This is a genomic window from Streptomyces sp. CA-181903 (assembly GCF_050937075.1).
Taxonomy (GTDB): domain Bacteria; phylum Actinomycetota; class Actinomycetes; order Streptomycetales; family Streptomycetaceae; genus Streptomyces.
Window position 1 is genome coordinate 4,811,927 of record NZ_JBNJLY010000001.1, and the last position, 25,707, is coordinate 4,837,633.

The window sequence follows — 25,707 nt, forward strand, 5'->3', positions numbered from 1 at the left end:
CCTGAGGCGAGGTTGCGGTGCGGTTCGGTAACACGACGGGCCGTACGGGATGGGTGGGGGGCGAGAGGGACAGGGGTGGGAGCGCCGGGCAAGGAGGGCCGGGTCAGGCCGCGTGCGGCATGCTCCGCCGGGGCAGGTACTGCGTTGCGATGCGGGACGTGGTCCTGGCCCGGGCGCGGTGTGCGGTGCGTTCGGCGATCCGGCCACCGGCCTGGCGCAGCGCCAGGCCCGCGAGGGCGTCCGCGGCTTCGTTGAGATCGTGGCCGATGTGCCCCTTGAGCCAGCGCACCGTGATCCGGTGCGCGTATGGGGAGGAGGCGCGTGAGCAGTTCGCCGGCCTCGGGGAACAGGACGGCCTCCTGGGCGCGGGTCACGTCGCCGTGCTCCAGGACTTCCTGGACGGCGTCGACGGCCTGCCTGCTGTCGCAGAGCACGAGGAACTCGTCGTTGGCGTGAGTGTGAGGGCGGCGAGCGCGGCGGCGCACACGCCGATGATCTTGGCCTCGCCGCTGGTGGAGGCCATCGAGTCGCCGTGCCCCGTCGTGCCGTCCTCGGCGGCCCAGCCGTAGCCGCAGAGGGCGGAGTCCTCGCCGATCGCGGCGTCGGAGACCACGACCCGAGCCCCGCCGGGGATGTCGTTCAGGGCGGCGTACCGCTCTTCGGCGCCGAAGGACGCGTACGTGACGCCAGGGCCAGAGGCGTCGGCGGGCTGGGGCGGTGAGGTGGGTTCCGGCCGTGACCCTGGGGCTTCCTGACACCGGCCCGAAAGGCCCTTCAACACGACCCGCTGGCAGTCCGGGCACCCGTCGGCGCGGAACGGGCAGTCCACCTGGTGCGCCCGCACAGCCTCGGCGATCTCGGCGAGTTCCTCGGGATGGGAGACCTGAAGCAGCTCATGCGCACGCCGGTGAGCGGCGGCGGCGACCGACGCACGCTTCCCGGTGACAGTCAGCTCGCGGACCCGACAGGTGAGCCGGAAAGCTTGGTACTTCGCCTCCCGGGCCCGGCAGGCCAGCACGGCCAGGTCTTCGTGCGCGTCCTCCAGCGCGTCGAGTACGTCCCGACGGGCATGGAGCGGGCGGGAGACCGCGCGCCGTTCGGCGTTGGCGATCGCGTAGCGCCCCCAGGCCAGAGCGGTCGCGGACAGGCGGTTCCAGCGCTCGACGATCAGGTGGTGTTCAAGGCGCTCATCCTCCGCCATGCGGGCATCGTGCAGCAACGCCGCGACGAACTCGGTGTCGTCACATGCGGCGAGTTCGCGGACGGCCTCGGACGGAACCGAGCCGAACAGGCCCCGGGACTGCGCCCACGCGCCGTTCCGCTGGTGCGGGACGGAGAACGCGTCCGCGTGCAGACCGAGCTCGGCGCAGGCGGTGACCAGCGCCTGCCGGTGGGCGGCGGGGAGGACAGCGCGGGCCGGCGTCTGCTCCAGCGAGCGGCCAAGACGGTGGGAGGCCCGCTGTGCGGGCCCGCGCAGTGGCCCGCACACTGCTTCGGCCTTGGCGCGCTCGGTGGCGATCCGCTCGACGGCGCGGCGCAGCGGACGTACGCGGTCGGCCGGGCAGGTGCCGCGCTCCGCGACCCGTACGGCTCCGCGGGCCCGCACCACGGCGTAGGCGAGGGCGGCGGCGATCGGCTCGGCGAGGTCGGGGCGGGCCAGAGCCTGCTCGATCGCCGGGCTCGCGGTCCCGTTCATGCGGGCGAGCACTGCGTCATGGGCAGCAGAGAAATCGCTGTTCAGGTGCTGTACGAGGGCGGTGGTGTCGGTCATCACGTGGTTCCCCGTTCCTGATCTGTCGGTGTGGCGCGGGCCCTGTGTCTCGTACGGGGCCAGCGTCCCGGCGGGTGATGCCGGGGTGACGGTGACCAGAGTGCCAGGAGACCGGTGAAGAAATAATTCGAGAGCCTGATAACCGCCGTTATCAGATGCTGGGGCGGTGCATGCCTCGATCGCCTGTAGCGTGTGAAGTGCACTGAGAGAAGCGCCCCTGACCGAGGGCGCGGCAGTCATCACGAAGGGAGCGGAACCAGCATGGCCGACGCACGTGAAGCAACCGCTCCCATCCTGCCCGAGAAGATCTCCTGGCGGATCAGTTACGCCGAAATCGGCACCTTGGCCCAGGTCCAACGCCCCGTCGTCACCACCTGGGCCCGCCGACACGCGGATTTCCCCGAGCCCATTGCGTACGAGGGAGCCAGCCCGCTCTTCGACGGCCGTGAAGTCGCCGAATGGCTTCTGTCCACCGGCCGCGGCAATGCCGACGCCGGCCAGATCCGGGCGGAGCTGGTGCTCCACACCTTGTCCGCCTGGCGGCGCGCGATGCCCGCTCGCGCGCTGGTCGACACGGTGACGGCGCTGCTCTGCCTGCGCCAGCTCCTCGACGAACCGCTCGCCGACCTGCCCTGGCAGGCGATCCTGGAGCGTGCTGCCGAGACCGACTTCGACGACACCTTCCTCCAAAGAGAGCTGCGCGACCTGCCGGACGCCGACCGTCAGGGCCCCCTGCTCGCCGTACTCGCCGACCAGCTCACCGAGGCCGCCTACACCCCGGCCGAAGCGCTCGAACGGGTCATGGACGCGCGCCGCCGCCTGGGCTGCGACGACCTCGCCGCCGATGAACCGATTCCGCTGGTGAGCCGCACGATGGCCCACCTGACCGGCCTCGCGCGACTGAACGAGCGCGAGGAAGGAACAACGGCCGCCGTCCTGCATCCCCGGAGCGGCGATCTCTTGGTCGCCCTGCACGAATCCGTGTCCGACGCCGAGGACTCACCTTTCTTCCTCTCCGCGGACCCGATGCCGGACCTGGCCCGGCTCGCCCGCCGCCGCCTCATGGCACAGGGCGTCCAGGAATTCGAGATGGACCTTGCCGACGGCGAGGAACTAGCCACGGAAGACTGGGGAAACCCGCACGTCATCGCCTGCTGCCTGCCCTATGAGGCGGCCGAGACCCGCAGCCCGCTCGCCGTCCTGCAAAGCCTGCAGGACCTCACCGACCTCCTTGCCGAGGACCGCACTGCCATCGTCCTGGGACCCGCCGACGCGCTCGTCCGGCCCCTGCCCGCCCGCGGGGAAGCGGACCGTCTGCGCCGGGGCTTCCTGGAACAGCACCTCCTCAAGGCCGCGATCAACCTCCCCGAAGGCGTACTCCCCTTCCGCTCGGCCCACCGCACCGCGATCTGGATCCTGCACCGCACCCCCGAAGACAAGCGCACCGGCCAGATCTTCCTCGCCGACCTCTCCTCACGCCCCCTCACCCCGCAAACCCTGGACGCGCTGGCCGAGGACATCGACATCTTCCGCGACGCCGGCTGGCGGGCGGACAGCCGCCACGAACCGCGCAACGCCGCCGTCGTCCGGGCCACCGCGCTGACCGGCGCACCCGGTGCCGCGTTCACCCCACAGCACCGCCCGCACGCCGACCGCTACACCCGCACCGTCGTCGAACGCCCGGCCCGCATCTCCGAGACCGAACTCCGCCTCCAGCAGCTGATCGACGCCACCCGCAGCGCCCTCGACCACGCGCCCACGATCCGCGCCAACGCCGTCCTGCGCCCCGACGACCAGCCGGCCCGCCACACCACCGTGGCCCGCCTGCTCAAGGACCGCCGCCTGCGCCGACTGCCCGGCCACCGCATCGCCGCCGAACACCTCCTCACCGGCGGCGCGGGCCACTACACGGTCCTCACCCCGGCCGAGCTCACCGGCAGCGCGCCGGTCGGCAGCCACCGCATCGACCGCGCCGTACTCCACACCACCTACGAGCACGCCTACTTCACCGAACCCGGCGACATCGTCGTCACCGCCACCCCGAGCTTCGGCGCGTACGTCGACGACGAGGGCCTGTCGGTGGTCGCCTTCCCCGCCCGCGTCCTGCGCGCACGGTCCGACGCCGAGCATCCCGTACGGCCCCGCGCCCTGGCGGCGCTCCTGCGCTCGGCGGCCACCGAACACCGGCGGGTGAGCGGCGCGGTCCGCCCCGCCCGCCGCATAGAAGACCTCCTCATCCCCGACCTCCCCAGCGACGAGGCCGAGCGCTACGACGCCCTCCTGGCCGACATCGCCCGCCGAACAGCCCTGCTGCGCCAGCACGCGGCGGCCCTCGACGACCTGACCACCCTGACCGCCGCCGGCCTCGTTGACGGCACGCTGACCCTCACCGAACCCCCTCTCGTCCGACCCTCGTCCGACTCTTGAAGGAGACCCGAGCGCCCATGCCTCCCCGGAAGAAGAAGCCCGCCGACCAGGCGGAGCTGTTCACCGCCTCCACGCCCAAGGAGATCCAGGCCATCCTTTGGAAGGCCGCCGACAAGCTGCGCGGCTCCATGGACGCCAACCAGTACAAGGAGTTCGTCCTCGGCCTGATCTTCCTCAAGTACGTCTCCGACGCCTTCGAAGAGCGCCGCGAACAGCTCGCCAAGGAACTGGCGGAGGAAGGCATCGCCGAGGACCGCCTGGAGGAGTTCCTGGAGGACCAGGACGAGTACACCGGGCACCACGTCTTCTGGGTCCCCGAGAGCGCCCGCTGGTCCTCGATCTCCGCCAACGCCAAGAGCGGCACCGTCGGCGAGGTCCTCGACCAGGCGATGGACGCCATCATGAAGGCCAACCCGTCGCTGACCGGCGTCCTCCCCATGATCTTCAACAAGGACAACGTCGACAAGAAGCGCCTGGCCGAACTCGTCGACCTCATCACCGACGCCCGCTTCGGCGGCAGCGACGACAAACCCGCCCAGGACGTCCTCGGCGAGGTCTACGAGTACTTCCTCGGCAACTTCGCCCGCGCGGAAGGCAAGCGGGGCGGCGAGTTCTACACCCCGAGCAGCGTCGTCCGCCTCCTTGTGGAGGTCCTGGAACCGTACGAGGGCCGCGTGTACGACCCGGCCTGCGGCTCCGGCGGCATGTTCGTCCAGGCCGCCAAGTTCATCGAGGCCCACCGCGGCCGCGGCCACAAGGCCGACATCTCCGTCTACGGCCAGGAACTCAACGAACGCACCTGGCGCCTGGCCAAGATGAACCTCGCCATCCACGGCATCGACGGCAACCTCGCCGCCCGCTGGGGCGACACCTTCGCCGACGACAAACACCCCGACCTCAAGGCCGACTACGTCATGGCCAACCCGCCCTTCAACATCAAGGACTGGGCGCGCAACGAGTCGGACCCGCGATGGAAGTACGGCGTCCCGCCGAGGGGTAACGCCAACTACGCCTGGCTCCAGCACATGATCAGCAAGCTGGGGGAGCGGGGAACGGCCGGCGTCGTCCTCGCCAACGGCTCGATGAGCAGCCAGCAGAGCGGCGAGGGCGAGATCCGGCAGGCCCTGGTGGACGGCGACATGGTGGCGTGCATGGTCGCGCTGCCTGCCCAGTTGTTCCGGACGACGGCGATCCCGGCTTGTCTCTGGTTCCTGGCGAAGGACAAGTCGCCGGGGGGTGTGAAGGGGCAGAAGGTCGCGGCCGCGGACCGCCGGGGCGAGATCCTGTTCATCGACGCCCGGGACATGGGCGAACTTGTCGACCGTACTGAGCGGGTCCTGACGGACGATGATCTCGCGAAGATCGCGGGGACGTACCACGCGTGGCGGGGGACGACGAGCGCGAAGGATGCGGGGGAGAAGTACGCGGACGTGCCGGGGTTCTGCGCGAGTGCGGATCTGAAGACGGTCCAGGAGCACGGGTACGTGCTGACGCCGGGGCGGTACGTCGGGGCGACTGAGGCGGAGGAAGAGGATGCCGAGGCGGTCGCGGAGAAGATTGCGCGGCTGACCGGGGAGCTGTACGAGCTGTTCGACAAGTCGGACGAGCTGGCGAAGACGGTGCGCGAGCAGCTGGAGAAGATCGATGGCTGAGCGTACTACTTCCACTTTCCTGGAGTTGATTCACCGAGGTGTACTAGAGATCGGTGATGGATACCGGGCAAAGAATAGCGAGCTTGATGGAGATGGCCTCCCGTTTATGAGGGCGGGGAATCTTACGGATCAAGGCTGGAAGACAGATGGCTTGGAGCGGTTTCATCGCCATCTCGCAGATAAGATTTCTGGGAAAGTTTCCCGTCACGGAGATACGGTAATCACGACTAAGGGGAACAGTACGGGGCGGACCGGCTACGTTGCGCCTGGAATGGTTCCGTTTGTGTATTCCCCGCATCTCAGTTTTTGGCGCACTCTCGATCCATGCCAAATTGATGCCCGGTATCTAAGGTATTGGGCGATCGGTCCGGAGATGGCTGATCAGCTTGCTTCGATGGCGCATGGCACAGATATGGCGCCGTACCTGAGTCTGAGCGACCAGAAGCGGCTGAGGATTTCACTCCCTGAAATCTCGCAGCAACGCGCCATTGGCGCTATCCTCGGGGCGCTGGACGACAAGATCGCCGTCAATGAGCGCCTCGCGGCGGCGGTTGATGACTTGGCGGCTGCACTGTTCGAGGACCTGCTGACTGCTGACGCTGAGGGCACAGAGGTACTGTTGGGGGATATCGCCGACGTCAATGTGAGAACGGTGAAGGCGCAGGATTCTGGCTCTCTTCGGTACGTGGACATCTCCAGCGTGGGTGTCGGTTCGTATGGGTGGCCAGAAGAAATGCCGTGGCGCGATGCTCCCGGCAGGGCGCGAAGGAAGGCCGCTGTTGGTGACACGATTTGGTCTACGGTCCGTCCGAATCGTCGATCGCACGCACTCGTGCTCGATGAAGACCCGGATCTGGTCTTCTCGACGGGCCTAGCAGTGCTCAGCCCTAAGGCTGTCGGGCCAGCTTTTCTGTATGAGTCCACACGGCTAGCCTCTTTCCAGGTATATCTAGAAAGCGTTGCTGAAGGTAGCGCGTATCCGGCTGTGCGGGCGGACCGTTTCAAGGGGGCGCCGATCATCTTGCCATCTGAGGATGCCAGGTTCCGATTTGAGGAAACTGTCATGGCCATGCGGCTGCGAGCTCATCAAGCGCATGTGGAGTCGCGTACTCTCGCCGCCCTCCGCGACACCCTCCTCCCCCAACTCATGTCCGGCCGCCTCCGCGTCAAGGACGCCGAGAAGATTGGCGAGGACCAGGTATGACCACGCACGGGAACGACAACGGCAGCAGCGACACCTCCGACGGCCCCACCCCCGGCACCCCTACCCCCGACAACTTCCGCCCCCTCGAAATCGACTGGGAGTTCCTCGCACTCGAAGAGCTTGTGGAGCTCGACTGGCCGAAGGCCGAGGGCAATGAGCTCGCCCCCGGCTCCGGTCACCGCCGTTCCTGGGACGACCTGATCCTCTACTCCGATCTCCGCGAGGCGATCGAGAGGCTCAACCCCGCCCTCCCCCCGGAGGCCGTCCGTGAGGCCCTCGCGACCGCCGCGACCCCGACCTCCCAGGACACGTACGAGGAGAACCGGACCGCGCACGGCTACCTGACCGACGGCATCCACTCCGTCACGTACACCGACGCGCTCGGCGCCGAGCACACGCCGACCGTCCGGATCGTCGACCTGGAGCACGCGGACGCGAACACATACCGCGCAGTCCGCCAGGTGACCGTGATCAACGGTGAGCGCAACCGCCGCTTCGACCTCGTCCTGTACGTCAACGGGCTTCCGCTCGCCGTCATCGAGCTCAAGCGGGCCGGCGACCCGAACGCCACCCTGGCCGCCGCGCATACCCAGATCCAGCATTACGTCGAGGAGTTCCCGACCGCCTTCCGCTACAACGCGGTCGTGCTGCTCTCCGACGGGATCACCGCGAAGTACGGCACGCCCTTCACCCCGTACGAGCACTTCGCCCCGTGGAACACCGACGAGTTCGGCGCCCGCGTGGACACCGTGGACGCCGCCGCCGTCCACGCCGACGCCGATGCCGACGTCCCGACCGGCCAGGACCTCGCCCTGCACGGCCTGTTCACCCAGCCCCGCTTCCTCGCCCTCGTCCGGTCCTTCATCAACTTCGTGCCCGGCAAGCGCATGAAGCGGATCGCGAAGCCGCACCAGTACTTCGCGGTCACCCGCGCCGCGGACGCCGTACGCCGCGCCGCCGCGACCGACGGCAAGGCCGGCGTGGTCTGGCACACGCAGGGCTCGGGCAAGTCCGAGGAGATGGTGCTGACCACCAACCTCGTCATGCGCGACCCCGCCCTGCACAACCCCACCGTGGTGGTCGTCACCGACCGTACCGACCTCGACGACCAGCTCTTCGACACTTTCAAGGAGAGCGAGGTCCTCCCGGAACAGCCCCACCAGTTCCTCAACCGCGCCGCACTCCGCGAAGAGCTCGCCGCCAAGCGCACCGGCGGCATCCTCTTCACCACCCTGCAGAAGTTCGGCCGCACCAAACAGGAGAAGGAGTCCGGGACCGACCACCCGCTCCTCTCCGAGCGGCGCAACATCGTCGTCGTGGTCGACGAGGCCCACCGCAGTCACTACGACCACCTCGACGGCTACGCCCGCCACCTGCGCGACGCGCTCCCGCACGCCACGCTCCTCGCCTTCACCGGCACCCCGATCTCCGAGGCCGACCGCAACACCCGCGAGGTCTTCGGCGACTACATCGACACCTACGACCTCAAGCGGGCCGCCGACGACGGCGCGACCGTGAAGGTCTACCACGAGAGCCGCGTCGTCCAGCTCGTCCTCGACCACGACGTCGACCCCACCACCATCGACACCGAGGCCGACCGCATCACCGACGGCCTGGACGACACCGAGCGCACCCGCGTCGAGCAGGCCGTCGCCACCATGAACGCCATGTACGGCGCCCCCGCCCGGATACGCGACCTAACCCGGGACCTGGTCGAGCACTGGGAAGCGCGCCGTACGGCGATGCTGCCGTTCGTCGCGGACGCCGACGACGCACCCGGCGGCGCCCCCGGCAAGGCGATGCTCGTCTGCGCCACCCGCGAGATCTGCGTCCGCGTCTACGACGCCCTGAAGGAACTGCGTCCCGACTGGCACACGGACAACCCCACCACCGGCGCCATGAAGATCGTCTACTCCTCGGACTCCCGCAAGGACTCCGAGGAACTGCGCGCCCACGCCCTGCGCGACTCCCAGCGCAAGGTCGTCATCAACCGTGCCAAGGACCCCGAGGACGAACTCCAGCTCCTCATCGTCAACAACATGCTCCTGACCGGCTTCGACGCGCCGCCCATCCACACCATGTACCTGGACCGGCCGCTGCGCGGCGCCGGCCTGATGCAGGCCCTGGCCCGCGTCAACCGCCGCTTCCGCAAGAAGGAAGACGGCCTGCTCGTCGGCTACGCCCCCCTCACCGAGAACCTCCAGAAGGCCATCGCCGAGTACTCCGCCGACGACCAGGCCGACCGGACCCTCGGCCAGGACATCGACCGCGCCCTGGACGAACTCCGCAACGAGTACGACATCCTCGACCAGATGCTCCTCGGCTGGAACTGGCGCGAACGCCTCTCCCGCCCTGACGCGAAGGCCTTCGTCAAGGCGGCCTACACCACGGCCGAGTACCTTCGCAGCCCCGCCACCCCGGGCAACAACCCCGACCAGCTCGACGACCCGAACCAGACCCTCAGCCGCCGCTTTCGCGAACACGGCTACCGCCTGGAACGCTTCTTCGCCCTGGCCGGGTCCTCCGCCGACATCGGCTCCCGGTTCACCGACCAGCCGTACTGGAAGCGCGACATCCAGTTCCTCGTCGAGGTCCGTACGTACATGGCGAAGCTCGACGCCATGGACCGCGAGGCACAGGGCCTGCCCGTCGCCCGCGACGTCGCTCTCTATCTCTCCCAGCTCACCTCCGCTGTCGTCGAGACCGGCGGTGTCACCGACCTCTTCTCCGAGGCCGGACTGGACAAGGCGGACCTCACCCACCTCAACGACGCCCTCGTGGGCCGCCTGCAGAACAGCGAAACCCCGCACCTGGCCGCCGAAGCCCTGCGCCGCCTCGTCGAGCAGAAGATGCGCGAGCAGACCCGGCACAACATCGTCCGCCAGACCGCGTTCTCGGAGCGCCTCCAGGACCTGATGACGCGCTACATGCGCCAGCAGCTCACCAGCGCCGAGATCATCGCCCAGCTGGTGGAACTGGCCAAGACGGTCGCGGAGGACGCCCGGCGAGGCGAGAAGTTCACCCCGCCGCTGGGTGACGACGAACTCGCCTTCTACGACGCGGTCGCCGACCTCGGCAGCGCTCGCGACCTCATGGGCGACGAGGTCCTCTCCGGTATCGCCCGGGACCTTGTGGTCCAGGTCCGCAAGAACCTCAAGAAGGACTGGATCGCCCGCGAACCGGTCCGGGCCAGGCTCCGCGCCACCATCAGGCGCCTCCTGGCCCGCCACGGCTACCCGCCGGAGCAGTCCAAGGAAGCGATCGACCTGGTGATCCGCCAGATGGAACACTTCGCCGACAAGTGGTCCCAGGACGGCCCGACCGCGGACGCATAGCCCTCGTCCGTATGGGCTCGTGCCCCGGCACAGTGCTTGCTTGGCGCGGCAGCTCTCTGCCCCGTGTTGAGACCGGCATCGGACGTGTCCGCTCTCCTTGCTCAAAAGCAAATTCCAGTGCTGCGCGACGCGGGGAGCGCCCGGCCGCTACCTTCGAGTCCGCGGAACGGTCCGCGGAACGGTAGAGAAGTCTGGGGGAGTTAGGACATGTCGCAGAGAGCGCTGCTGTTGATGGTGGTCGTCCTGGCGTCTGCGGTGGTGGGGCTCGTGGCCGGCATTCTTGAGTTCGCGGGCGCGGGGAGGATTGTCACAGCTGTCAAGTACGGCGGTGGTGCCTGTGGAGGCGCCATGCTCATCGGACTGGCCACTGTTACGTGGCTGATGCCGTCGTGACCCCGAAGGAGCGAGGGAGCGAGCTGGGGCGCCTGAAGTACCGGCGAGTGCTACTGGCCGTTGAGAAGCTGCGCAGCACGACTGATGCCGAGACGACGTACCGACTCGCCTTTCAAGTGGTCTACCTCCACTGCTGGTCCAGCCATGGAGCAGCAGTGGAGGCGGGGCGCCTGTGGCGACCCGGCTCTGGGTCCGCGGGTGCGATGCTGAATGCGATCTGGCCGCGTACGCCCGTCGCTCGTACCTACAACCTGCCCGCGTGTCGCGACGAAGGCCTGAGCCGTCCCTTCGAGCTCATCGATCCGGCTCTCCGCGAGCTGATCGTGGAGGTTCGGCGGCTGGAGCCCGACGTGGGGCTCTTCGATGTGTTGCTCGACATGTACTCGACGCGCTATTCGCGCGGCGATGACTACTTCACGCCGAATGATCTGGCGTACCTCTTCGCAGGACTGGCCGCTCCCCGAGGAGGCGAGGTGGTTCGGGACCCGGTGTGCGGAAGCGGGCGACTACTGCGAGCCGCCGCCTACCGGGCTCGAATCCAAGGTGGCGAGGTGCGCTTGTCCGGAGCGGATCTCAATCCGACGGCACGCTATGCCGCGGCCGTCAACCTTGCCCTGCACGGATTCCATGCCGACCTCGGAGAAGCTGACAGCCTCCGGGCTGGGACGTCGCCGGAACCGGCCGACGTGATCCTCGCTAACCCTCCTGCGAACCTGCGAGATTGGGGGCATGGCGAACTCAAGGACGACAGACGGTGGACCCTGGAGGTACCACGGTCGGGCAACGCGAACTTCGCCTGGGTCCAGCACATTCTTGCCGACCTGACGCCGCAAGGGCGGGCCGTTGTCCTGCTCTCCCCCGGAGCAGCCCACAGCAGCAATAGCACCGACGGACTGATCCGTCGCAGGTTGCTCGAAAACGGTCTGGTTGTAGGCGTCGTGGCTTTGCCGGCATGGCTCTTTCCACACACCAGCACGAGCATGGCGCTGTGGCTGCTCGCCAAAGGGGAGCGGCCGAACACCCCTCGGGTCCTGTTCGCGGATGCAGGAAAACTGCCGACAGCCAGGGACGGGTCACGGCGCATTTTCGATCAGGACTCGGTCGAGCGCCTTCTGCAGATCTTCGGTGAATGGCAGGGCCTCCGGCGCTGTGAGGACGAGGGCGCTCCTGAATCCGCGCCATGGTGCCGTGCGGCGAGACTTGAGGAAATCGCTGATGCGGGCTTCGACCTGACTCCCGCACGCTACGTACGGAACGGGGGCACCGCGCAGTTGCATTCAAGTGACGGAGACCGGAACCGGAAGGCCGAGCTGTATGAGTGCATGGATCGTAGCGCCGCAGCTAGGAACCGAGTCCGTGATGCCCTGGAGAGCAGGCATGACTACAGAATCGGATGATGTCCCCACTCCGTGGCCCGTCGTTGAGTTGCGTGAGTTCCCTGGGGTCGAGTACGCCGCCTACGGTATTGCGCGACAGCAGAAGGCATCCGGCGGAATCCCTATGATCCGCGCCACAGAGATTGTCGAGGGATGTGTGCACGTCCAGGAGTTCACATTTGTGCCTCCCGATGTGGCCAGACGCCATCCACGCAGCACGCTGAGGTCTGGGGACCTCCTTGTCGTGCTCGTGGGGCGTGTGGGGGAGGCAGCAGTTGCAGGGGAGGAGCACGCAGGATGGAATGTCGCCAGGTCGCTCGCAGTCGTCCGCTGGACACCAGAGGGTCGCGCCCAACAATGGGATCTGTGGCTTCGATGGTGGCTGAAGACCTCGCAGAGCCACAGCTATCTCACGCTGTCCTCGTCGAACGCCGAGCACATGACCTTGCCTCTGCAGGCACTGAACCGACTTCCCGTGCCAGTGCCTCCAGCGCCGGTTCGGGAGAGGCTGCTTTCGCTGATCTCGCTCGCTGAGCGCAAGAATGCGCTGAACACTCGGATTGTGTCTTGCGCGACGGGACTAGCGGATGCGCATTTCGTGGAGGCGCTGCAGACGTGCGGGCAAGGTCCGACTGCCGAGCGTGCAGTGGGTGAAGTGTGTCAGGTTACGGCTGGTGTGGCACAGTCTCTGCCGGATACCGAGCAGTCCGCTATGCCGTGGGTGTCTCCCCGCGAAGTACTGAACTGCAGGACAGTACATCTGGGTGCAGTGACCTCACGCACCGTGGCGCCAGCGGAGGTTGTATGCCCGTCCGGCAGCCTCTTGATCGCGCCCCGTCCCGGGGAGGTGCGGACAGTGCTCACCACTACCCCGGTAGTGCCAGGTCGGCGGACGCTCGCGATTTACACGGAGTCAGAGGTCGATCGGATGTGGTTGTTGCACTCGCTGCGTTACCGGAGGCGGGAGTTGACGGCCGTTACGCAGGGCGAGCAGGCCCGCGCGATGAGGCGCAAGGACTTTTCCCGTTACAAGATCCCCTGGCCGACCGATGCGGTGAGGCGGGACTTCGCCAGGCGTGCTGCTGCCCTGCACGACCTCGCTTACGCCTCCGCCAGGGAGCGACACGTGATGGAGGAGCTGGTAGTGCACGAGCTGGAGAAGGGGGCCTGGCGCGTCTCAATTCGGCCAGCTGAATGCCGAGCTGATCCACGTTGCCCCTCTCTGGAGCACGGAATCCAACGCTCTGAACGAACGGCGCAGTACCGCGCGCACCGTTTCTCCGCTAGCGGTCCGAGAGCGCCCTGACCAGCCATGTTTGGGGCGCCCCCGGCAGGACTCGAACCTGCGGCCAAGCGCTTAGAAGGCGCCTGCTCCACCCGCTGAGCTATGCAGGCTGACCTGCGACGGCGCGGAAGCTTCTGACTATGGCCCGCCAAACCGGGGGTATACGGGACCTGTGGATGCTCGCGCCGGCCCCGAGGTCTGGACGTGCATTCTGGGCGGCGGTCAAGCGTCGGAGCTGGCCGCTGGCGTCCAGGGAGGCCGCGAGTGAGCGCGAGCGTTGTGCTGCTCTGCGAGGTTCGGTGCGGTGGCACGAGCCTGATGCGGCGCTCGTAGAAGTTCCGCAGACTTCAGGCATGTGCGGGCGCTTCTGGGTAGCATTGGCGATCTTCGGTCTTCTTGTACTTTGTCGCGCATCCCGTGCTGGGGTGGTGCTGGTATGCGCCTGCATAACCGCAGGTCAGGCCGGTTGTGGTGGAGTTCCGCTTCAACGCGTAGCCGTGTGTGTACTGCATGTTAGGCATTGAGTCCAAACGCGCCAGTCAGAGGGGTCGGGCTCTGTCGAGTCCGACCCCTTCGTCGTCACCGTGCTGGATGGGGGCTGGAAATTCTGACGTGTGGTCAGCAGCAATCAGGTGCCGTCAACGGTGGATCGGTGGCCCACGTGAACGACCCAGACCGCCAGTTCCCCGTTGTCGATCGTGTAGACGACGCGGTAGTCGCCGACCCGCAGTCGGCGGCGATCTGGCTGGGACGCGGGTGCGGTGGTGTTGAAGCCGAGCGGGTCGCTTTCCAGTTCGGTCAGTTTGGCCAGGATGCGCAGCGCCACGTCGCGAGGGATCTTCCGAAGTTCGGCCTACGCCTCGGGGCGGAAGACGGTTCGGTACTCACTCACTGCGCGCCAGCGTCTCCCTCATGATGTCCTCGATCGGGATGCCGGGTGCGGGGTTTGCCATGCGCTCGTCGATGATCCGATTGATTTCGCGCTCTCCCCACTCCTGGTACTTGCGCAGCACCTCGATGGAGACGACTGCGGCGACTCCTTTGCCGCGGCGCGTGATCACCGTGGGTACGTCGTCGAGGTCCGCGCGCTCCACGACCTCCGCCAGGTGGGCGCGCACGTCGCGGTGACCGCTGCGCGACAGACGGGCCAGCTCCTCGGGGGTCGGCCCGTCCTGTGTTTTGATGCCGACTGCTCAGCGGCCCCGGGACGGTGTGAGCCTGTCGAGGTCCAAGGCGATCTCAAAGGGCACCGGGCGCCGGAGGGTGCCGCGGAAGATGCCGGCCGGTGCGTAGACGCCCGTCGGGCCGTCGAGTTCGTAGACGTGGACGACGGGTGCGCCGCTCTCGTCCTCGATGCACCAGTAGTGCGGGATGCCGGCCTCCGCGTACTTGCGAAGTTTCACCGTGCGGTCGCGGTGGGCGGACTCTGGGGAGACGGCCTCCACGACGAGCCTCACGTTCTCCGGGGCGTACCAGGTGCGGTCGGGGTCGTAGGGCAGGTCCGTCAGCAAGAGGTCCGGCTCGGGGCGGTTGCGGGCGTCGAGGCGGATCGTCATCTCCCGTTCGACTTCGAAACCGGCCGGCGCCTGGGCCATGAGCGCGGTGGTCAGAGCGGTGACGAGGCGGCCGTGCCAGGACCGCTGCGGCGACGTCATGAAGACGAGGGCTCCGTCGATGAGCTCGGTGTGGCGGGGGACCTCGGGGAGGCGGTCCAGATCCTCCGCGAACCAGCCTTCCGCGCGCGGCGGGCGCGTCCAGTCGGGCAGTGCGGCCATGGCTCAACCGTAGCGATCCGGCGAGGAACGGCGCACGGGATGCTCGATGCGCTGTCCGGTTTCGGGGCCGGTTTCTTCGCCGGGCGCGGCCTCCTCGCGTGGCGCGTGGTCTCGGCTATGGCGTCGCCGGCTTGCCGCTGTCGTACAGCCACTTCTGGAAGAGGGGGGTCAGGTCCTTGCCCGCCAGCTTGGTGCACAGGTCCGTGAAGTCCGTTGTGCGGGCGTTGCCGTGGCGGTGGTCCGTGGTCCAGGTGTGGAGGATCGTGGAGAAGGTGGGGTCGCCCACCGTTTCGCGGAGTTTGTGGAGGGTCATCGCGCCTCGGTAGTAGACCGGGTCGCCGGAGATGTCCGCGGCGGAGGGGGGTTTCGCGGGTGGGAACGTCCAGAGGGCGTCCGTTTTCGGGAGGGCGTAGTACTCGGCGAAGGTTTGCGCCGCGGTGGGGCCCGCGTGTTGTTCCTGCCAGAGCCACTCCGCGTAGGTGGCGAAGCCCTCGTTGAGCCACATGTCCTGCCAGGAGCCGGGGGTGACGGAGTCGCCGAACCACTGGTGGGCGATCTCGTGGACGAGGGAGATCTCGTCGGGGGCGTGGTTGAAGTAGGGGCGGGTCTGGGTCTCCAGGGCGTAGTCGATGGACGGGCCCGAGCCGATCGTGGCGCCGGTGGAGGAGAAGGGGTAGGGGCCGAAGAGGCCGGTGCCCCAGTCGGTGATGGAGCCGACCCAGGACGGGACGTTCGTGGCCCGTTGCGCCTGGGCGGTGTGGATGGCCACCGTCTGCGGGACCGTGCCGGCGGCGGTGCGGTCGAGGGTGAAGGAGCCGATGGCGACGGTCGCCAGGTAGCTGGCCATCGGTTCGGCGGTGTGCCAGGTGAAGGACGTCCGGCCGTTCGCCGTCTCCTGTTTGCTCAGTTCGCCGTTGGAAACGGCTGTGGTGCCCTCGGGGACGCTGACGGTGAGGTCGTAGGCGGCCTTGTCGGAGGGGTGGTGGTTGCCGGGGAACCAGGTCATGGAGCCGTTGGGCTCGCCGAGGGCCACGGCTCCGTCGGGGGTCTTCAGCCAGCCTTCCTGGGAACCGTCGGGATCGGTGAGCGTCTCCGGGACGCCGTGGTAGGCGATGGTGGCGGTGAAGGCGGCGTCGGAGGCGAGATCTTTCGCGGGGGTCAGGCGCAGGGCGTCCCCGGTGCGGTCGACGCCGGCCGGGGCGCCGTCGACCGTCGCCCGGTCCACCTGGAGGCCGTGGAAGTCGAGGCTGAACGACGACAGGGCCCGGTCGGTGCGGGCGCTGATCTCCGCGGTGGCGGTGATGCTGCCGTCCTTCGGCTCGTAGGAGAGCGAGAGGCCGTAGTGCTCCACCTCGTAGCCGCCGTTGCCCATGGTGGGGAACAGGGGGTCGCCCACGCCCTTGGCGCCGGCCGTCGCGGGGTCCGCCGGGCGGGCGGTCGTTCCCGCGGGGGCGCAGGCCGGCAGGAGGCACAGGAGGAGACACGGGAGGGCGAAGAGCGGAGGGTGGCGGCGCACGGGGCTCCTTAGGGTCACCGGCTCCCCGGATCTCCCGAAGGCCCTGGATCGTCCCCAGCCGGCCGGTCCTTCCGAAGATCACTGGGATCGTCCGCATCGTCGCAGATGTGCCGTCGGAGAGTGCGTATTGCACGTGCGTCAGGGTGGCGCTCACACCCTTCTGAGCTGCAATTCACCACATCTAGTGATTCCTTGGCCCTCAGTTGCGGATGGCAACCGTGAGTTGCCAAGCTGTTGCGGAAAGTCAACCTTGGGAGTGGACGTGGCATTCGGTGACCAGCCCGCATATCTCCGCGTCGCCGGCGATCTCCGTCAGAAGATCGTCGCCGGCGAGCTGCCGCCGCACACCCGCCTCCCCTCCCAGGCCCGCATCCGCGAGCAGTACGGCGTCTCGGACACGGTGGCCCTGGAGGCCCGCAAGGTGCTGATGGCCGAGGGGCTGGTGGAGGGCCGGTCCGGATCGGGCACCTATGTGCGGGAGCGGCCCGAGCGACGGGCCGTGGTGCGTACCGGCTACCGGGGGTGGGGGAGTCCTCGTCGTTCCGCCAGGAGCAGGCCGACCCCCGGGTCAAGGGCACCTGGGAGGCGCGCAGCGAGCAGCTCTCCGCCCCGGCCGCGGTCGCCGAGCGGCTGCGGATCGCGCCCGGCGACCGGGTGATGCGCACCGACTACCTGTTCCGCTGCGCCGGCGAGCCGGCGATGCTCTCCACCTCCTGGGAGCCGCTCGCCGTCACCGGGCGGACGCCGGTGATGCTCCCCGAGGAGGGGCCGCTGGCCGGCCGCGGGGTGGTCGAGCGGATGGCCGCCATCGACCTCGTCGTGGACAACGTCACCGAGGAGATCAGCGCCCGCCCCGGGCTGGCGCAGGAGACGCTGGCGCTGGGCGGGGTGCCGGGCCACTGCGTGCTGGTCGTCTCCCGGACGTACTTCGCGGGCGGGCGGGCGGTGGAGACGGCGGACGTGGTGATGCTGGCCGAGCGGCACCGCGTCGCGTACCACCTTCCGGTGAAGTAGCCGGAAGTAACCGGGTTCACAGGGGGGTGAGGGGAACCGGGCGGACCGTTTTTCGCGTACCACCTGACGGTGAAGGTGGCATGTCGTCCTCGTGAACGCTTCCGACGTCCGGTGGAACTGACTCGCCAGTCAGGAGCGTGGCCGGAAAGAGCCCCTTACCCGCACTCCTTACCCGAGGGTAGGAACTGCGCGGTGTGCCCCGGTATGCCCCCATATAAAGCCCTGGTTTCTTGTGTTGCAAAACTCACATAGCCCCAGCTCAGGGGCTTTTGGCAGAACCGGCCCGGCCAAATCGCTCGTACGATGGCGCGGTTTGTGTCCTGCTGTGGGGGAGTAAGAAAGAAAAGGAGAGCCGGGGCTTGAGTACCGAACGGGGTTCCCACTCCAATTACCGCCGGACCCTCGGTCCGGTGGCCCTGACGGCCGTCGGCCTCGGGTCGATCATCGGCTCCGGCTGGCTCTTCGGCGCCCAGCGGGCCGCCGGCATCGCCGGCCCGGCGGCGATCCTGGCCTGGGTCATCGGCGCCGTCGTGGCGCTGACCATCGCCCTGACCTACAGCGAGCTGGGCGCGATGTTCCCCAAGGCCGGCGGCATGGTCCGCTACGGCCAGTACTCGCACGGCTCGCTCGCCGGCTACCTCGCCGCCTGGGCCAACTGGATCGCGATCGTCTCCGTCATCCCCGGCGAGGCGACCGCCTCCGTCCAGTACATGAGCTCCTGGAAGTGGCAGTGGGCCAAGGACCTCTACGACGGCAAGGAGCTCACCGGCGCCGGTGTGGGCCTCGCCAGCGTCCTGCTGGTCTTCTACTTCTTCATGAACTGGTTCGCGATCACCCTGTTCGCGAAGACCAACAACCTGATCACGATCTTTAAGGTCGTCGTTCCGATCCTGACCGCCGGCGCCCTGATGTGGTCGCACTTCGACACGCACAACATCAAGGTGGCGGGCGGCTTCACCCCCAACGGCTGGAGCGCGGTCTTCACCGCCGTGGCCACCTCGGGCATCGTCTGGGCCTACAACGGCTTCCAGTCCCCGCTGAACATGGCCGGGGAGGCCCGCAACCCGGGCAAGTCGCTGCCGAAGGCCGTCATCGGATCGATCCTGATCGCGCTGGTCATCTACATCGCGCTGCAGGTCGCCTTCCTGATGGCCGTCCCCTCCGGCGACCTCTCCGACGGCTGGAGCGCCCTCACCTACAAGTCCCCGCTGGCCGACCTGGCCATCGCCTGGGGTCTGAACTGGCTGGCGATCGTCCTCTACGCGGACGCCTTCATCTCCCCCTCCGGCACCGGCATGATCTACGCCGCGACCACCTCGCGCATGATCCACGGCGTCCAGGAGAACGGCCACCTGCCGGGCATCTTCGGCAAGGTCGACCCGAAGACCGGCGTGCCGCGTCCGGCCCTGCTGCTCAACCTGGTCATCGCCTTCCTCTTCCTCGCGGTCTTCCGCGGCTGGGGCTCGCTGGCCGAGATCGTCTCCATCGCGACCGTGATCTCGTACATCACCGGTCCGGTCGCCGTGATGTCGCTGCGCCGCATCGCCCCGGGCATCACGCGCCCGGTGAAGCTGCGCGCCATGCCCGTCATCGCGCCCATCGCGATGGTCTTCGGCTCGCTCGTCCTCTACTGGGGCAAGTGGCCGCTCACCGGCAAGGTCATCCTGATCATGGCGGTCGGCCTGCCGATCTGGGCCTGGTACGAGCTGCGCAAGCCGTGGGCCGAGCTCAAGCCGCACCTCAAGGCCGGCGCCTGGGTGGTGGCGTACCTGCTGGTCATGGCCTTCGTCTCGTGGGCCGGCGGCAAGGACTACGGCGGCAAGGGCTACCTGGCCGAGGGCTGGGACCTGCTGGTCGTCGCCCTGATCGGTCTGGTCTTCTACGTGTGGGGCGTGCGGAGCTCCTGGCGCAATCCCACCCTGGTCGCCACCGAGAAGGAGATGGCGGAGATCGAGCGCGCCGAGGGAACGGGCGAGCCGGAGGACGCGGTTCCGTCGGCCTCCAAGGCGTAAAGACACGCGTACGCGTGGCCGAATGCGCACCTCTTCGTGAAAACCCGTATCCGCTGCGTAAAGGTCGGGCGTACGCTCGGGCATATGCGGACTGCGGTTTCTTCCCGAAGGGTGCGACGGCGGAGGGGCAGGGGCGATGAGTGAGAACGAACCGGTCCTGCCCTGGCTGGTGATCCGCCAGGACGACAACGGCAATCGCTACCGCGTCGGGCGGTACGCCACCAGGCTGGAGGCCGAGCGCGTGGCCGACCGCCTGGACGAGAGCCTCGAGACGCCGGACAAGGCGACGGACAAGGCCCCGGACAAAAGGGGCCGCCGGCAGCTCTACATAGTCGAACGCGTACGGGTGGCCCCCTGACCGGGGGGCCACCCGTGGCCGTTCCGGGGCCCGGCCCCGCCCTTCACGCCCGGCATGCCCTTTCACGCCGCTCACGCCCGTCCCGTCGGCCCCGCCGACGCGTCGTAACCCGCCGTAACCCGACTGTGGGCCGAAGCGATACACCGACCCTCATACCGGGTATGTGCTGATTATTGGTCCCAAGCCGGGCATTCCGGCTGGGTCGCGTCAGAGCGGTCTGGGAAGTGGTCGGCGTGAGCGACAGCGCACTGGCATCGACGCCGGGGTTCGCCGAATGGAGCTTCCCCGCCGAGGCCGGTGCGGTGCGCACCGCCCGTACGCTCGTCCGCGACACCCTGCTCGCCTGGGGCCTGGCGGACGTCAGCGACGTCACCGTCCTCCTCGTGAGCGAGCTCGTCACCAACTCCCTTCGGCACGCCACCGGCCCCATCGGCGTCCGGATGTACTCCCGCGCCGGCCGCGTGCTCCAGGTCGAGGTCTCCGATCCACTGCCCGATCCGCCCCGCGAACGTGTGGCCGAAGCGGACGACGAGGGCGGGCGTGGACTGCAACTCGTCGCACTGGCATCCCGTCGCTGGGGTACCCGCCGGGGTGACAACGGCAAGACGGTGTGGTTCGAACTGAGCTTGCCAGGTTAGGAACCCGGGGAAGACCCATTGCGGGGTCGAGACCGTGCTGTGATCGTGAAGTCCGTGTTCCGAGGGCCTTCCGTGCTGGATACTCGGCCTTCTGATGCCGGTGCGAGCACATGAGCCGGAGGGGACGGGCACGTGAGCGAAAAGCCAGCGGGCGCCGAGGCGGGCGGCCCAGAGGGTAAGGACGCGACCTCGATGTGGCAGAACAGCCCGCCCGGATCCCTCTACGACTACATCCGCGTGGCGTCGTTCTCGCTGGGGCCCGACGGCCGGATCGAGCAGTGGAGCGAGCGCGCCACCGAGCTCTTCGGGATAACTCCGGGTCAGGCGGTCGGCCGGGATCCCCAGGACGTGTTCGCCGCCGCGCAGCAAGGGGTCCTCTTTTCGGGCGACCCGGGTGACCCGGCCGACCCGGACGATCCGGCCGGCCCGCCGCTCGGCGACGGCCGCGCCCGGACCGGCCTCGTCCCGTACCAGCGCGACGGGCGGCAGCAGGGTCTGGCCGAGGTCTACGTGATGCCCAGCCGGAACGAGCGCGGCGAGCGCGCCGCGCTCTGCGTGGCCGTCGACGTCCGGGCGCTCCAGGGAATAGAGACCGACATCGCGGCGTCGGAAGCCGTTTTCGGCCAATCTCCCCTGGGGTTCTTCTTCTTCGGGACGGACCTGCGGCTGCTCCGCGTCAACGAGAGCTTCGCCCAGGCCCTCGGCCGTCCCGTGGCCTGGCACCGGGGACGGAAGCCGCACGAGTTCCTGCCCCGCACCGAGGCCGAACGGCTGACCGTCGCGCTCCGCCAGGTCCTCGACACCGGCCGGCCGGTGGCCGATCTCCAGCTGATGGGGCCGGTGCCCGGCAAGGCCGAACGCCGCCGCTGGTCGGTGTCGCTCTACCGGCTGCACGGCGGCAGCGGGCGGCCCATCGGCGTGGCCGCCATCGCCACCGACGTCACCGGCCGCCGCCGCGCCGAACGGGAGGCCGCCGGCGTCCGGCGCAACCTGGCGCTGCTCAATGAGGCGAGCGCCCGCATCGGCACCTCCCTCGACCTGGAGACCACCGCCCGCGAACTGCTGGACGTGGCCGTCCCGCAGTTCTGCGACCTCGCCTCCGTCGACCTCTACCAGGGGCTGCTCGCCGGCGACGAGGCGCCGCCCGGCCTGGCCGACGGCAGCGCCGAGCTGCGCCGCGTCGCCTTCGCCAGCGCCGTGTCGGGGGCGCCGGTCGCCTCCGACGAGCCCGACGAGAAGGCCGTCCAGGTCGGCGAGGTGCACCGGTACCCCTTCCACTCGCCGTGTGCCGGCGCCCTGCGCACCGCCCAGGTGCAGGCCGTCCCCGGCGGCGGCCGGGAGGGCGCCGAACCGCCCGAGCCGGGCATGTCGGCGCAGTGCACGCTGGCCGTGCCGATGGTCGCCCGGGACACGGTGATGGGGCTGGTGCAGTTCACCCGCACCAAGGGCAGCGAGCCGTTCGGCGAGCGGGAGACGGCCGTCGCCGTGGAGCTGGCCTCGCGGGCGGCGGTCTGCATCGACAACGCCCGCCTCTACCGGCGCGAGCACGAGCGGGCCCTCATCCTCCAGCGCAGCCTGCTGCCCCCGGTCGACCCCGAGGCCGCGGGGCTGGAGATCGCCTGCCGTTATCTGCCCGGCAACGCGGCGACCGAGGTGGGCGGCGACTGGTTCGACGTCATCGAGCTGCCCGGCCACCGTACGGCCTTGGTCGTCGGCGACGTCATGGGCCGCGGCCTGCGGGCCGCCGTCGCCATGGGCGAACTCCGCACCGCCGTACGGACCCTGGCCATGCTGGACATGGAACCGGCCGAGGTGCTGTCCGCCCTCGACGAGATCGCCCACGGCCTCGGCCGGCCCGGCGGCAAGCAGTCCGCCTCGCGCGGCGTGCGGGGCAGTGTCCGCCCCGCCGATCTGTCCGAGGTGTACCTGGCGACGTGCGTCTACGCGGTGTACGACCCGGTCACCCGGCGCTGCACGGTCGCCAACGCCGGGCACCTGCCGCCCGTTCTCGTCGAGGAGGGCAAGCCGGCGCGGCTCCTGGAGGTGCAGCCGGGGATGCCGCTCGGGGTGGGCGGTGAACTGTTCGAGGAGACCGTCCTCGAACTGCCCGACGGGGCGTTGCTCGCGTTGTACACGGACGGCCTGGTCGAATCCCGCGACCACCCGCTGGACGAGGGGCTCCAGGCGTTCCGCGACGCTCTCACCGACCCGGTCCGGCCGTTGGAGGACGTGTGCGATCACGTCCTGTCCGCTCTGGACACCCACCACGGCGAGGACGACATCGCACTGCTGATGGCCCGGCTGCGGGGGCTGCCGCCCGGGCACGTCGGCGACTGGACGCTGCCGCCCGAGCCGCGGTCCGTCGCCCGGGCGCGGGAGCTGGCGCGGGAGATGCTGCCGCAGTGGGGGCTGGAGAGTCTGGTCGACACGACGGAGTTGCTGGTGAGTGAGCTGGTCACCAACGCGTTGCGGTACGGGGAGGGTGATATCCGGTTGCGGCTGTTGCTGGACCGGACGTTGGTGTGCGAGGTGTGGGACGCGGGGTCGGTGCAGCCTCGGCGGCGGCGGGCGCGGGATACGGATGAGGGGGGCGGGGCCTGCAGTTGGTGGGGTTGCTGAGTGCCGCTTGGGGGAGTCGGCGGATTCCTCCGCAGGGGAAGACGGTGTGGTTTGAACTGGCGTTGCCGGATGGGGAGGCGGGGGCGCCCGATGCGGTTGAGGCTCTTATGAGCCTCTATTGAGGCTCGGGAAGTCGCCCCAGTCCCACCCCTTCGCCGCTTCCTGGGGCTGCGCCCCAGACCCCCTTTTCGCGGCTTCGCCGCTCGTCCTCAAACGCCGGACGGGCTGAAACAGCCCGTCCGGCGTTTGAGGACAGCGCCCGAAGGGGGCTTCGGGGGTACGGGGGTGGAGCCCCCGCAGAAACGGTGAAAGGGCGGTTCCGGGGCGTCCTCACCGCTCCGGCGCCGCCAGGCGCCCCCGCGTCGCGCCGCCGCCGAACGTCGCCGGGAGCAGTCCCGCGAGGACGATGCCGCCGAGCAGCGCGCCGCCCAGCGCCCGCGCCGGGCGGGCCGCGTCGGGCGTGGCGTGGGCGACGCCGTACACGCCCACGTCGCGTTCGGCCGCCGTCCGCGCCTGGAGGGCGAGCGTTTCGGCGCGGGCGGCCTGCGTCGGGTCGTGGCGGGCCAGTCGCAGGTGCCGTTCGGCCTCCGCGAGGCGTGTGCGGGCGCGGGCGCCGACGGCGCCGCGGTGGGTGGCGATGAAGTCGCGGGCGCCGGTGACCCGGGCGCGGGCGGTGAGGAGGGCGCGGCCGGTCCGGGCGCGGGTGCGGGCGGCGCGGCCGGGGTCGTCGGGGGGCAGGTCGTCGTCGAAGGCGGCGGCGGCCTCGTCGATGCGGCGGAGGACGGCCCGCGGGTCGGTCCGTTCGCAGGCGGCTTCCCGGCGGACGGCGGTGAGCAGGTCGTAGGCGGCGCCCTCCGTGCGGCCCGCGGCGGCGGTCTCCGCGTCCGCGAGGGCCGCGGCCAGGCGGCGGGTGGCGCCGTCGAGTTCGTGGGCGTGCCGCAGCGCGGCGGCGGCCAGGGTGCGGGCCTGGGAGAGCGCGGCCTCGGCCGCGCGCACCGAGACCGCGGCCCGGTCCCGGTCGCCCTCGGCGAGGCCGGTGTGTGCGTCCTCCAGGGCGGCGCCCGCGAAGGCGAGCCGGTCGCGGGCCTCGGCCGGGTACCGCCAGACGGGGGCGAGCGCGTCCTCGGTGCACCGGCGGCGGAGGGCGAACAGGGCGTTCTCGGCGTCGTCGATGCGCGGTTCGAGGGCCCGGGCGGCGTCCTCCGCGCGGTCGAGGACGACCGCCGCGTTGGCCTTCAGCGCGCGCAGCCGGTCGAAGGCGGCCGCCTCGGCGTCCAGCCGCCGGTTGGCGCTGGTGCAGCGGGAGCAGATCTCGTCGAGGGCGTGCCGGCGGAAGTCGTCGTCGTGGGCGGGCGCGTCGTCGAGCCGTTGCCGCAGCCGGAACGCGGCGGCCAGCTCGGTCCGCGCGTAGCCGACGGCCTCGGCGAACGGCAGCGTCGCCGCCTCGCCGAGCTGGGCGACGGCGAAGGACAGCTCCTCGGCGCTGGTGCGGACGGCGTCGTCGGTGGCGACGAGGTTGAGCGACGCCTCCGTCTCCAGGTCGGGCAGCGGGGTGAGCGGCTGGGCCATCCGGGCGAGGCCCGGTTCGGTGGAGGCGGAGACGGTGACGGGGGCGCGGAACGGGACGACGGTGACCCGCCGGCGGGCCCGGCGGCGCCGCTGCCGGCGCAGCAGCAGCCCGGCCAGGCAGAGCAGCGCCCCGGCCGCCACGGGCGCCCAGAACCGCCGGTCGCCGGGGAGTAGTCCGCTGCCCCCGGGGTCGCTGCTGCCGGGGACGATGACGGGCGGCCGGACGGCCTGCCCGGCGAGGACGGACCGGTAGCCGTCGGCGGCCCCGATCGCGGCGCCGGCCCAGTCGTGCGCCTTCAGGGCGGGGGTGATGGCGACGGTGGCGACCTGCTGGAGCTGGTCGGCGCGGAAGCCGGAGTCCTGGGCGGCGGAGACGGCGAACTGCCGGGGGGAGGTGGCGACGGCGAGCAGGACGTCGTGCGGGCCCAGGCCGTTGCGGTCGGCGGTGGCGTCGGCCCACTCGCGGGCGGTGCGGCCGGAGAAGTCGTGCACGTAGGTGACGTAGAGCCGGACGTCCCGGCCGGCCAGCCGGGCGAGGGCGGCCTCGACCTGGGGCCGGCGGCGGCCGAGCGCGCCGACCGTGTCGGTGACGTGCCCGGTGGCGTCCAGGTCGAGCGGCGTTTCGGCACGGGCGACGGACGGCGCCGGGAGGAGGAGGACGCACAGCGCGAAGAGGGCGCCGACGATGGCCGGGCCCGGCGCCCCGGGCCCGTACCGCCTCAAAAGCCGCGTCACACTTCGGAGGGTATGACCGGTTTGCCGG

The 25,707-nt window shown here is 69.6% G+C and carries 17 protein-coding genes, 1 tRNA gene and 1 pseudogene; 11 read left to right on the forward strand and 8 right to left on the reverse strand.

From position 1 onward, the window contains the following. Positions 1–103: 103 nt before the first annotated feature. Both ACQEVS_RS21620 and ACQEVS_RS21625 read right to left on the reverse strand, forming a co-directional pair. Positions 104–289 (reverse strand): hypothetical protein, encoded by a 186-nt coding sequence (locus ACQEVS_RS21620; RefSeq protein WP_433022769.1) that lies wholly within the window; start codon positions 287–289, stop codon positions 104–106. Positions 290–370: 81 nt separating this feature from the next. After that, positions 371–1,771, reverse strand: a complete 1,401-nt coding sequence (locus ACQEVS_RS21625; RefSeq protein ID WP_433022771.1) for a hypothetical protein — start codon at positions 1,769–1,771, stop codon at positions 371–373. A gap of 261 nt (positions 1,772–2,032) precedes the next feature. Here ACQEVS_RS21625 and ACQEVS_RS21630 point away from each other — a divergent pair, with 261 nt between their 5' ends. From ACQEVS_RS21630 to ACQEVS_RS21655, 6 genes are all read left to right on the forward strand, one after another. Beyond that, positions 2,033–4,198 carry a hypothetical protein gene (locus tag ACQEVS_RS21630; RefSeq protein ID WP_433022773.1) on the forward strand — a complete coding sequence of 722 codons (2,166 nt, stop codon included), beginning with the start codon at positions 2,033–2,035 and terminating at the stop codon, positions 4,196–4,198. A gap of 17 nt (positions 4,199–4,215) precedes the next feature. Next, positions 4,216–5,850 (forward strand): type I restriction-modification system subunit M, encoded by a 1,635-nt coding sequence (locus tag ACQEVS_RS21635; RefSeq protein ID WP_433022775.1) that lies wholly within the window; start codon positions 4,216–4,218, stop codon positions 5,848–5,850. After that, positions 5,843–7,054 carry a restriction endonuclease subunit S gene (locus ACQEVS_RS21640; RefSeq protein ID WP_433022777.1) on the forward strand — a complete coding sequence of 404 codons (1,212 nt, stop codon included), beginning with the start codon at positions 5,843–5,845 and terminating at the stop codon, positions 7,052–7,054. The genes ACQEVS_RS21635 and ACQEVS_RS21640 overlap by 8 nt, the downstream gene beginning before the upstream one ends. Continuing rightward, positions 7,051–10,389 (forward strand): type I restriction endonuclease subunit R, encoded by a 3,339-nt coding sequence (locus ACQEVS_RS21645; RefSeq protein ID WP_433022779.1) that lies wholly within the window; start codon positions 7,051–7,053, stop codon positions 10,387–10,389. The genes ACQEVS_RS21640 and ACQEVS_RS21645 overlap by 4 nt, the downstream gene beginning before the upstream one ends. Positions 10,390–10,596: 207 nt before the next feature. Next, a complete protein-coding gene (locus ACQEVS_RS21650) occupies positions 10,597–10,782 on the forward strand; it encodes a hypothetical protein (protein WP_433022781.1) in 186 nt (61 codons plus the stop codon). Between the two features lie 203 nt (positions 10,783–10,985). After that, positions 10,986–12,179, forward strand: coding sequence for an N-6 DNA methylase (locus ACQEVS_RS21655; protein ID WP_433022783.1), 1,194 nt, complete (start codon positions 10,986–10,988; stop codon positions 12,177–12,179). 1,301 nt (positions 12,180–13,480) lie between these two features. Here the strand turns inward: ACQEVS_RS21655 and ACQEVS_RS21660 are convergent. From ACQEVS_RS21660 to ACQEVS_RS21680, 5 genes are all read right to left on the reverse strand, one after another. Beyond that, a tRNA-Arg gene (locus ACQEVS_RS21660) sits at positions 13,481–13,553 on the reverse strand. Positions 13,554–14,071: 518 nt separating this feature from the next. Next, positions 14,072–14,281 carry a type II toxin-antitoxin system RelE family toxin gene (locus tag ACQEVS_RS21665; protein WP_433027787.1) on the reverse strand — a complete coding sequence of 70 codons (210 nt, stop codon included), beginning with the start codon at positions 14,279–14,281 and terminating at the stop codon, positions 14,072–14,074. Between the two features lie 46 nt (positions 14,282–14,327). Continuing rightward, the gene (locus ACQEVS_RS21670; protein WP_433027790.1) at positions 14,328–14,594 is read right to left on the reverse strand and encodes a type II toxin-antitoxin system prevent-host-death family antitoxin; all 267 of its coding nucleotides are present in this window, start codon (positions 14,592–14,594) and stop codon (positions 14,328–14,330) included. 42 nt (positions 14,595–14,636) lie between these two features. Beyond that, a complete protein-coding gene (locus tag ACQEVS_RS21675) occupies positions 14,637–15,218 on the reverse strand; it encodes a Uma2 family endonuclease (RefSeq protein ID WP_433022785.1) in 582 nt (193 codons plus the stop codon). 115 nt (positions 15,219–15,333) lie between these two features. Beyond that, a complete protein-coding gene (locus ACQEVS_RS21680; RefSeq protein ID WP_433022787.1) occupies positions 15,334–16,734 on the reverse strand; it encodes a M1 family metallopeptidase in 1,401 nt (466 codons plus the stop codon). 319 nt (positions 16,735–17,053) lie between these two features. On the opposite strand from ACQEVS_RS21680, the pseudogene ACQEVS_RS21685 reads away from it, so the two are divergent. The 5 genes and pseudogenes from ACQEVS_RS21685 to ACQEVS_RS21705 all read left to right on the forward strand — a co-directional run bounded on the left by ACQEVS_RS21685 (position 17,054) and on the right by ACQEVS_RS21705 (position 23,375). Further along, positions 17,054–17,748 (forward strand): annotated as a pseudogene (locus ACQEVS_RS21685) (GntR family transcriptional regulator). 359 nt (positions 17,749–18,107) lie between these two features. Continuing rightward, complete coding sequence (locus ACQEVS_RS21690; protein WP_433022789.1) at positions 18,108–19,760, forward strand: APC family permease; 1,653 nt, start codon at positions 18,108–18,110, stop codon at positions 19,758–19,760. 136 nt (positions 19,761–19,896) lie between these two features. Then, positions 19,897–20,118 carry an SPOR domain-containing protein gene (locus ACQEVS_RS21695; protein WP_185941785.1) on the forward strand — a complete coding sequence of 74 codons (222 nt, stop codon included), beginning with the start codon at positions 19,897–19,899 and terminating at the stop codon, positions 20,116–20,118. A gap of 224 nt (positions 20,119–20,342) precedes the next feature. After that, positions 20,343–20,756, forward strand: coding sequence for an ATP-binding protein (locus tag ACQEVS_RS21700; RefSeq protein ID WP_004941872.1), 414 nt, complete (start codon positions 20,343–20,345; stop codon positions 20,754–20,756). 192 nt (positions 20,757–20,948) lie between these two features. Further along, positions 20,949–23,375: a SpoIIE family protein phosphatase gene (locus tag ACQEVS_RS21705; RefSeq protein WP_433027793.1), complete on the forward strand. Its 2,427-nt coding sequence runs from the start codon at positions 20,949–20,951 to the stop codon at positions 23,373–23,375. Between the two features lie 330 nt (positions 23,376–23,705). Here the strand turns inward: ACQEVS_RS21705 and ACQEVS_RS21710 are convergent, their stop codons facing one another. Then, positions 23,706–25,679 carry a TPM domain-containing protein gene (locus ACQEVS_RS21710; protein WP_433022792.1) on the reverse strand — a complete coding sequence of 658 codons (1,974 nt, stop codon included), beginning with the start codon at positions 25,677–25,679 and terminating at the stop codon, positions 23,706–23,708. Positions 25,680–25,707: the final 28 nt, after the last annotated feature.

Excerpts from the sequence above, each read along its gene's own strand:
- ACQEVS_RS21625 (WP_433022771.1), bottom strand. The coding sequence starts at position 1,771 with ATGACCGACACCACCGCCCTCGTACAGCACCTGAACAGCGATTTCTCT.
- ACQEVS_RS21630 (WP_433022773.1), top strand. The coding sequence starts at position 2,033 with ATGGCCGACGCACGTGAAGCAACCGCTCCCATCCTGCCCGAGAAGATC.
- ACQEVS_RS21635 (WP_433022775.1), top strand. The coding sequence starts at position 4,216 with ATGCCTCCCCGGAAGAAGAAGCCCGCCGACCAGGCGGAGCTGTTCACC.
- ACQEVS_RS21640 (WP_433022777.1), top strand. The coding sequence starts at position 5,843 with ATGGCTGAGCGTACTACTTCCACTTTCCTGGAGTTGATTCACCGAGGT.
- ACQEVS_RS21645 (WP_433022779.1), top strand. The coding sequence starts at position 7,051 with ATGACCACGCACGGGAACGACAACGGCAGCAGCGACACCTCCGACGGC.
- ACQEVS_RS21650 (WP_433022781.1), top strand. The coding sequence starts at position 10,597 with ATGTCGCAGAGAGCGCTGCTGTTGATGGTGGTCGTCCTGGCGTCTGCG.
- ACQEVS_RS21655 (WP_433022783.1), top strand. The coding sequence starts at position 10,986 with ATGCTGAATGCGATCTGGCCGCGTACGCCCGTCGCTCGTACCTACAAC.
- ACQEVS_RS21675 (WP_433022785.1), bottom strand. The coding sequence starts at position 15,218 with ATGGCCGCACTGCCCGACTGGACGCGCCCGCCGCGCGCGGAAGGCTGG.
- ACQEVS_RS21695 (WP_185941785.1), top strand. The coding sequence starts at position 19,897 with ATGAGTGAGAACGAACCGGTCCTGCCCTGGCTGGTGATCCGCCAGGAC.
- ACQEVS_RS21705 (WP_433027793.1), top strand. The coding sequence starts at position 20,949 with ATGTGGCAGAACAGCCCGCCCGGATCCCTCTACGACTACATCCGCGTG.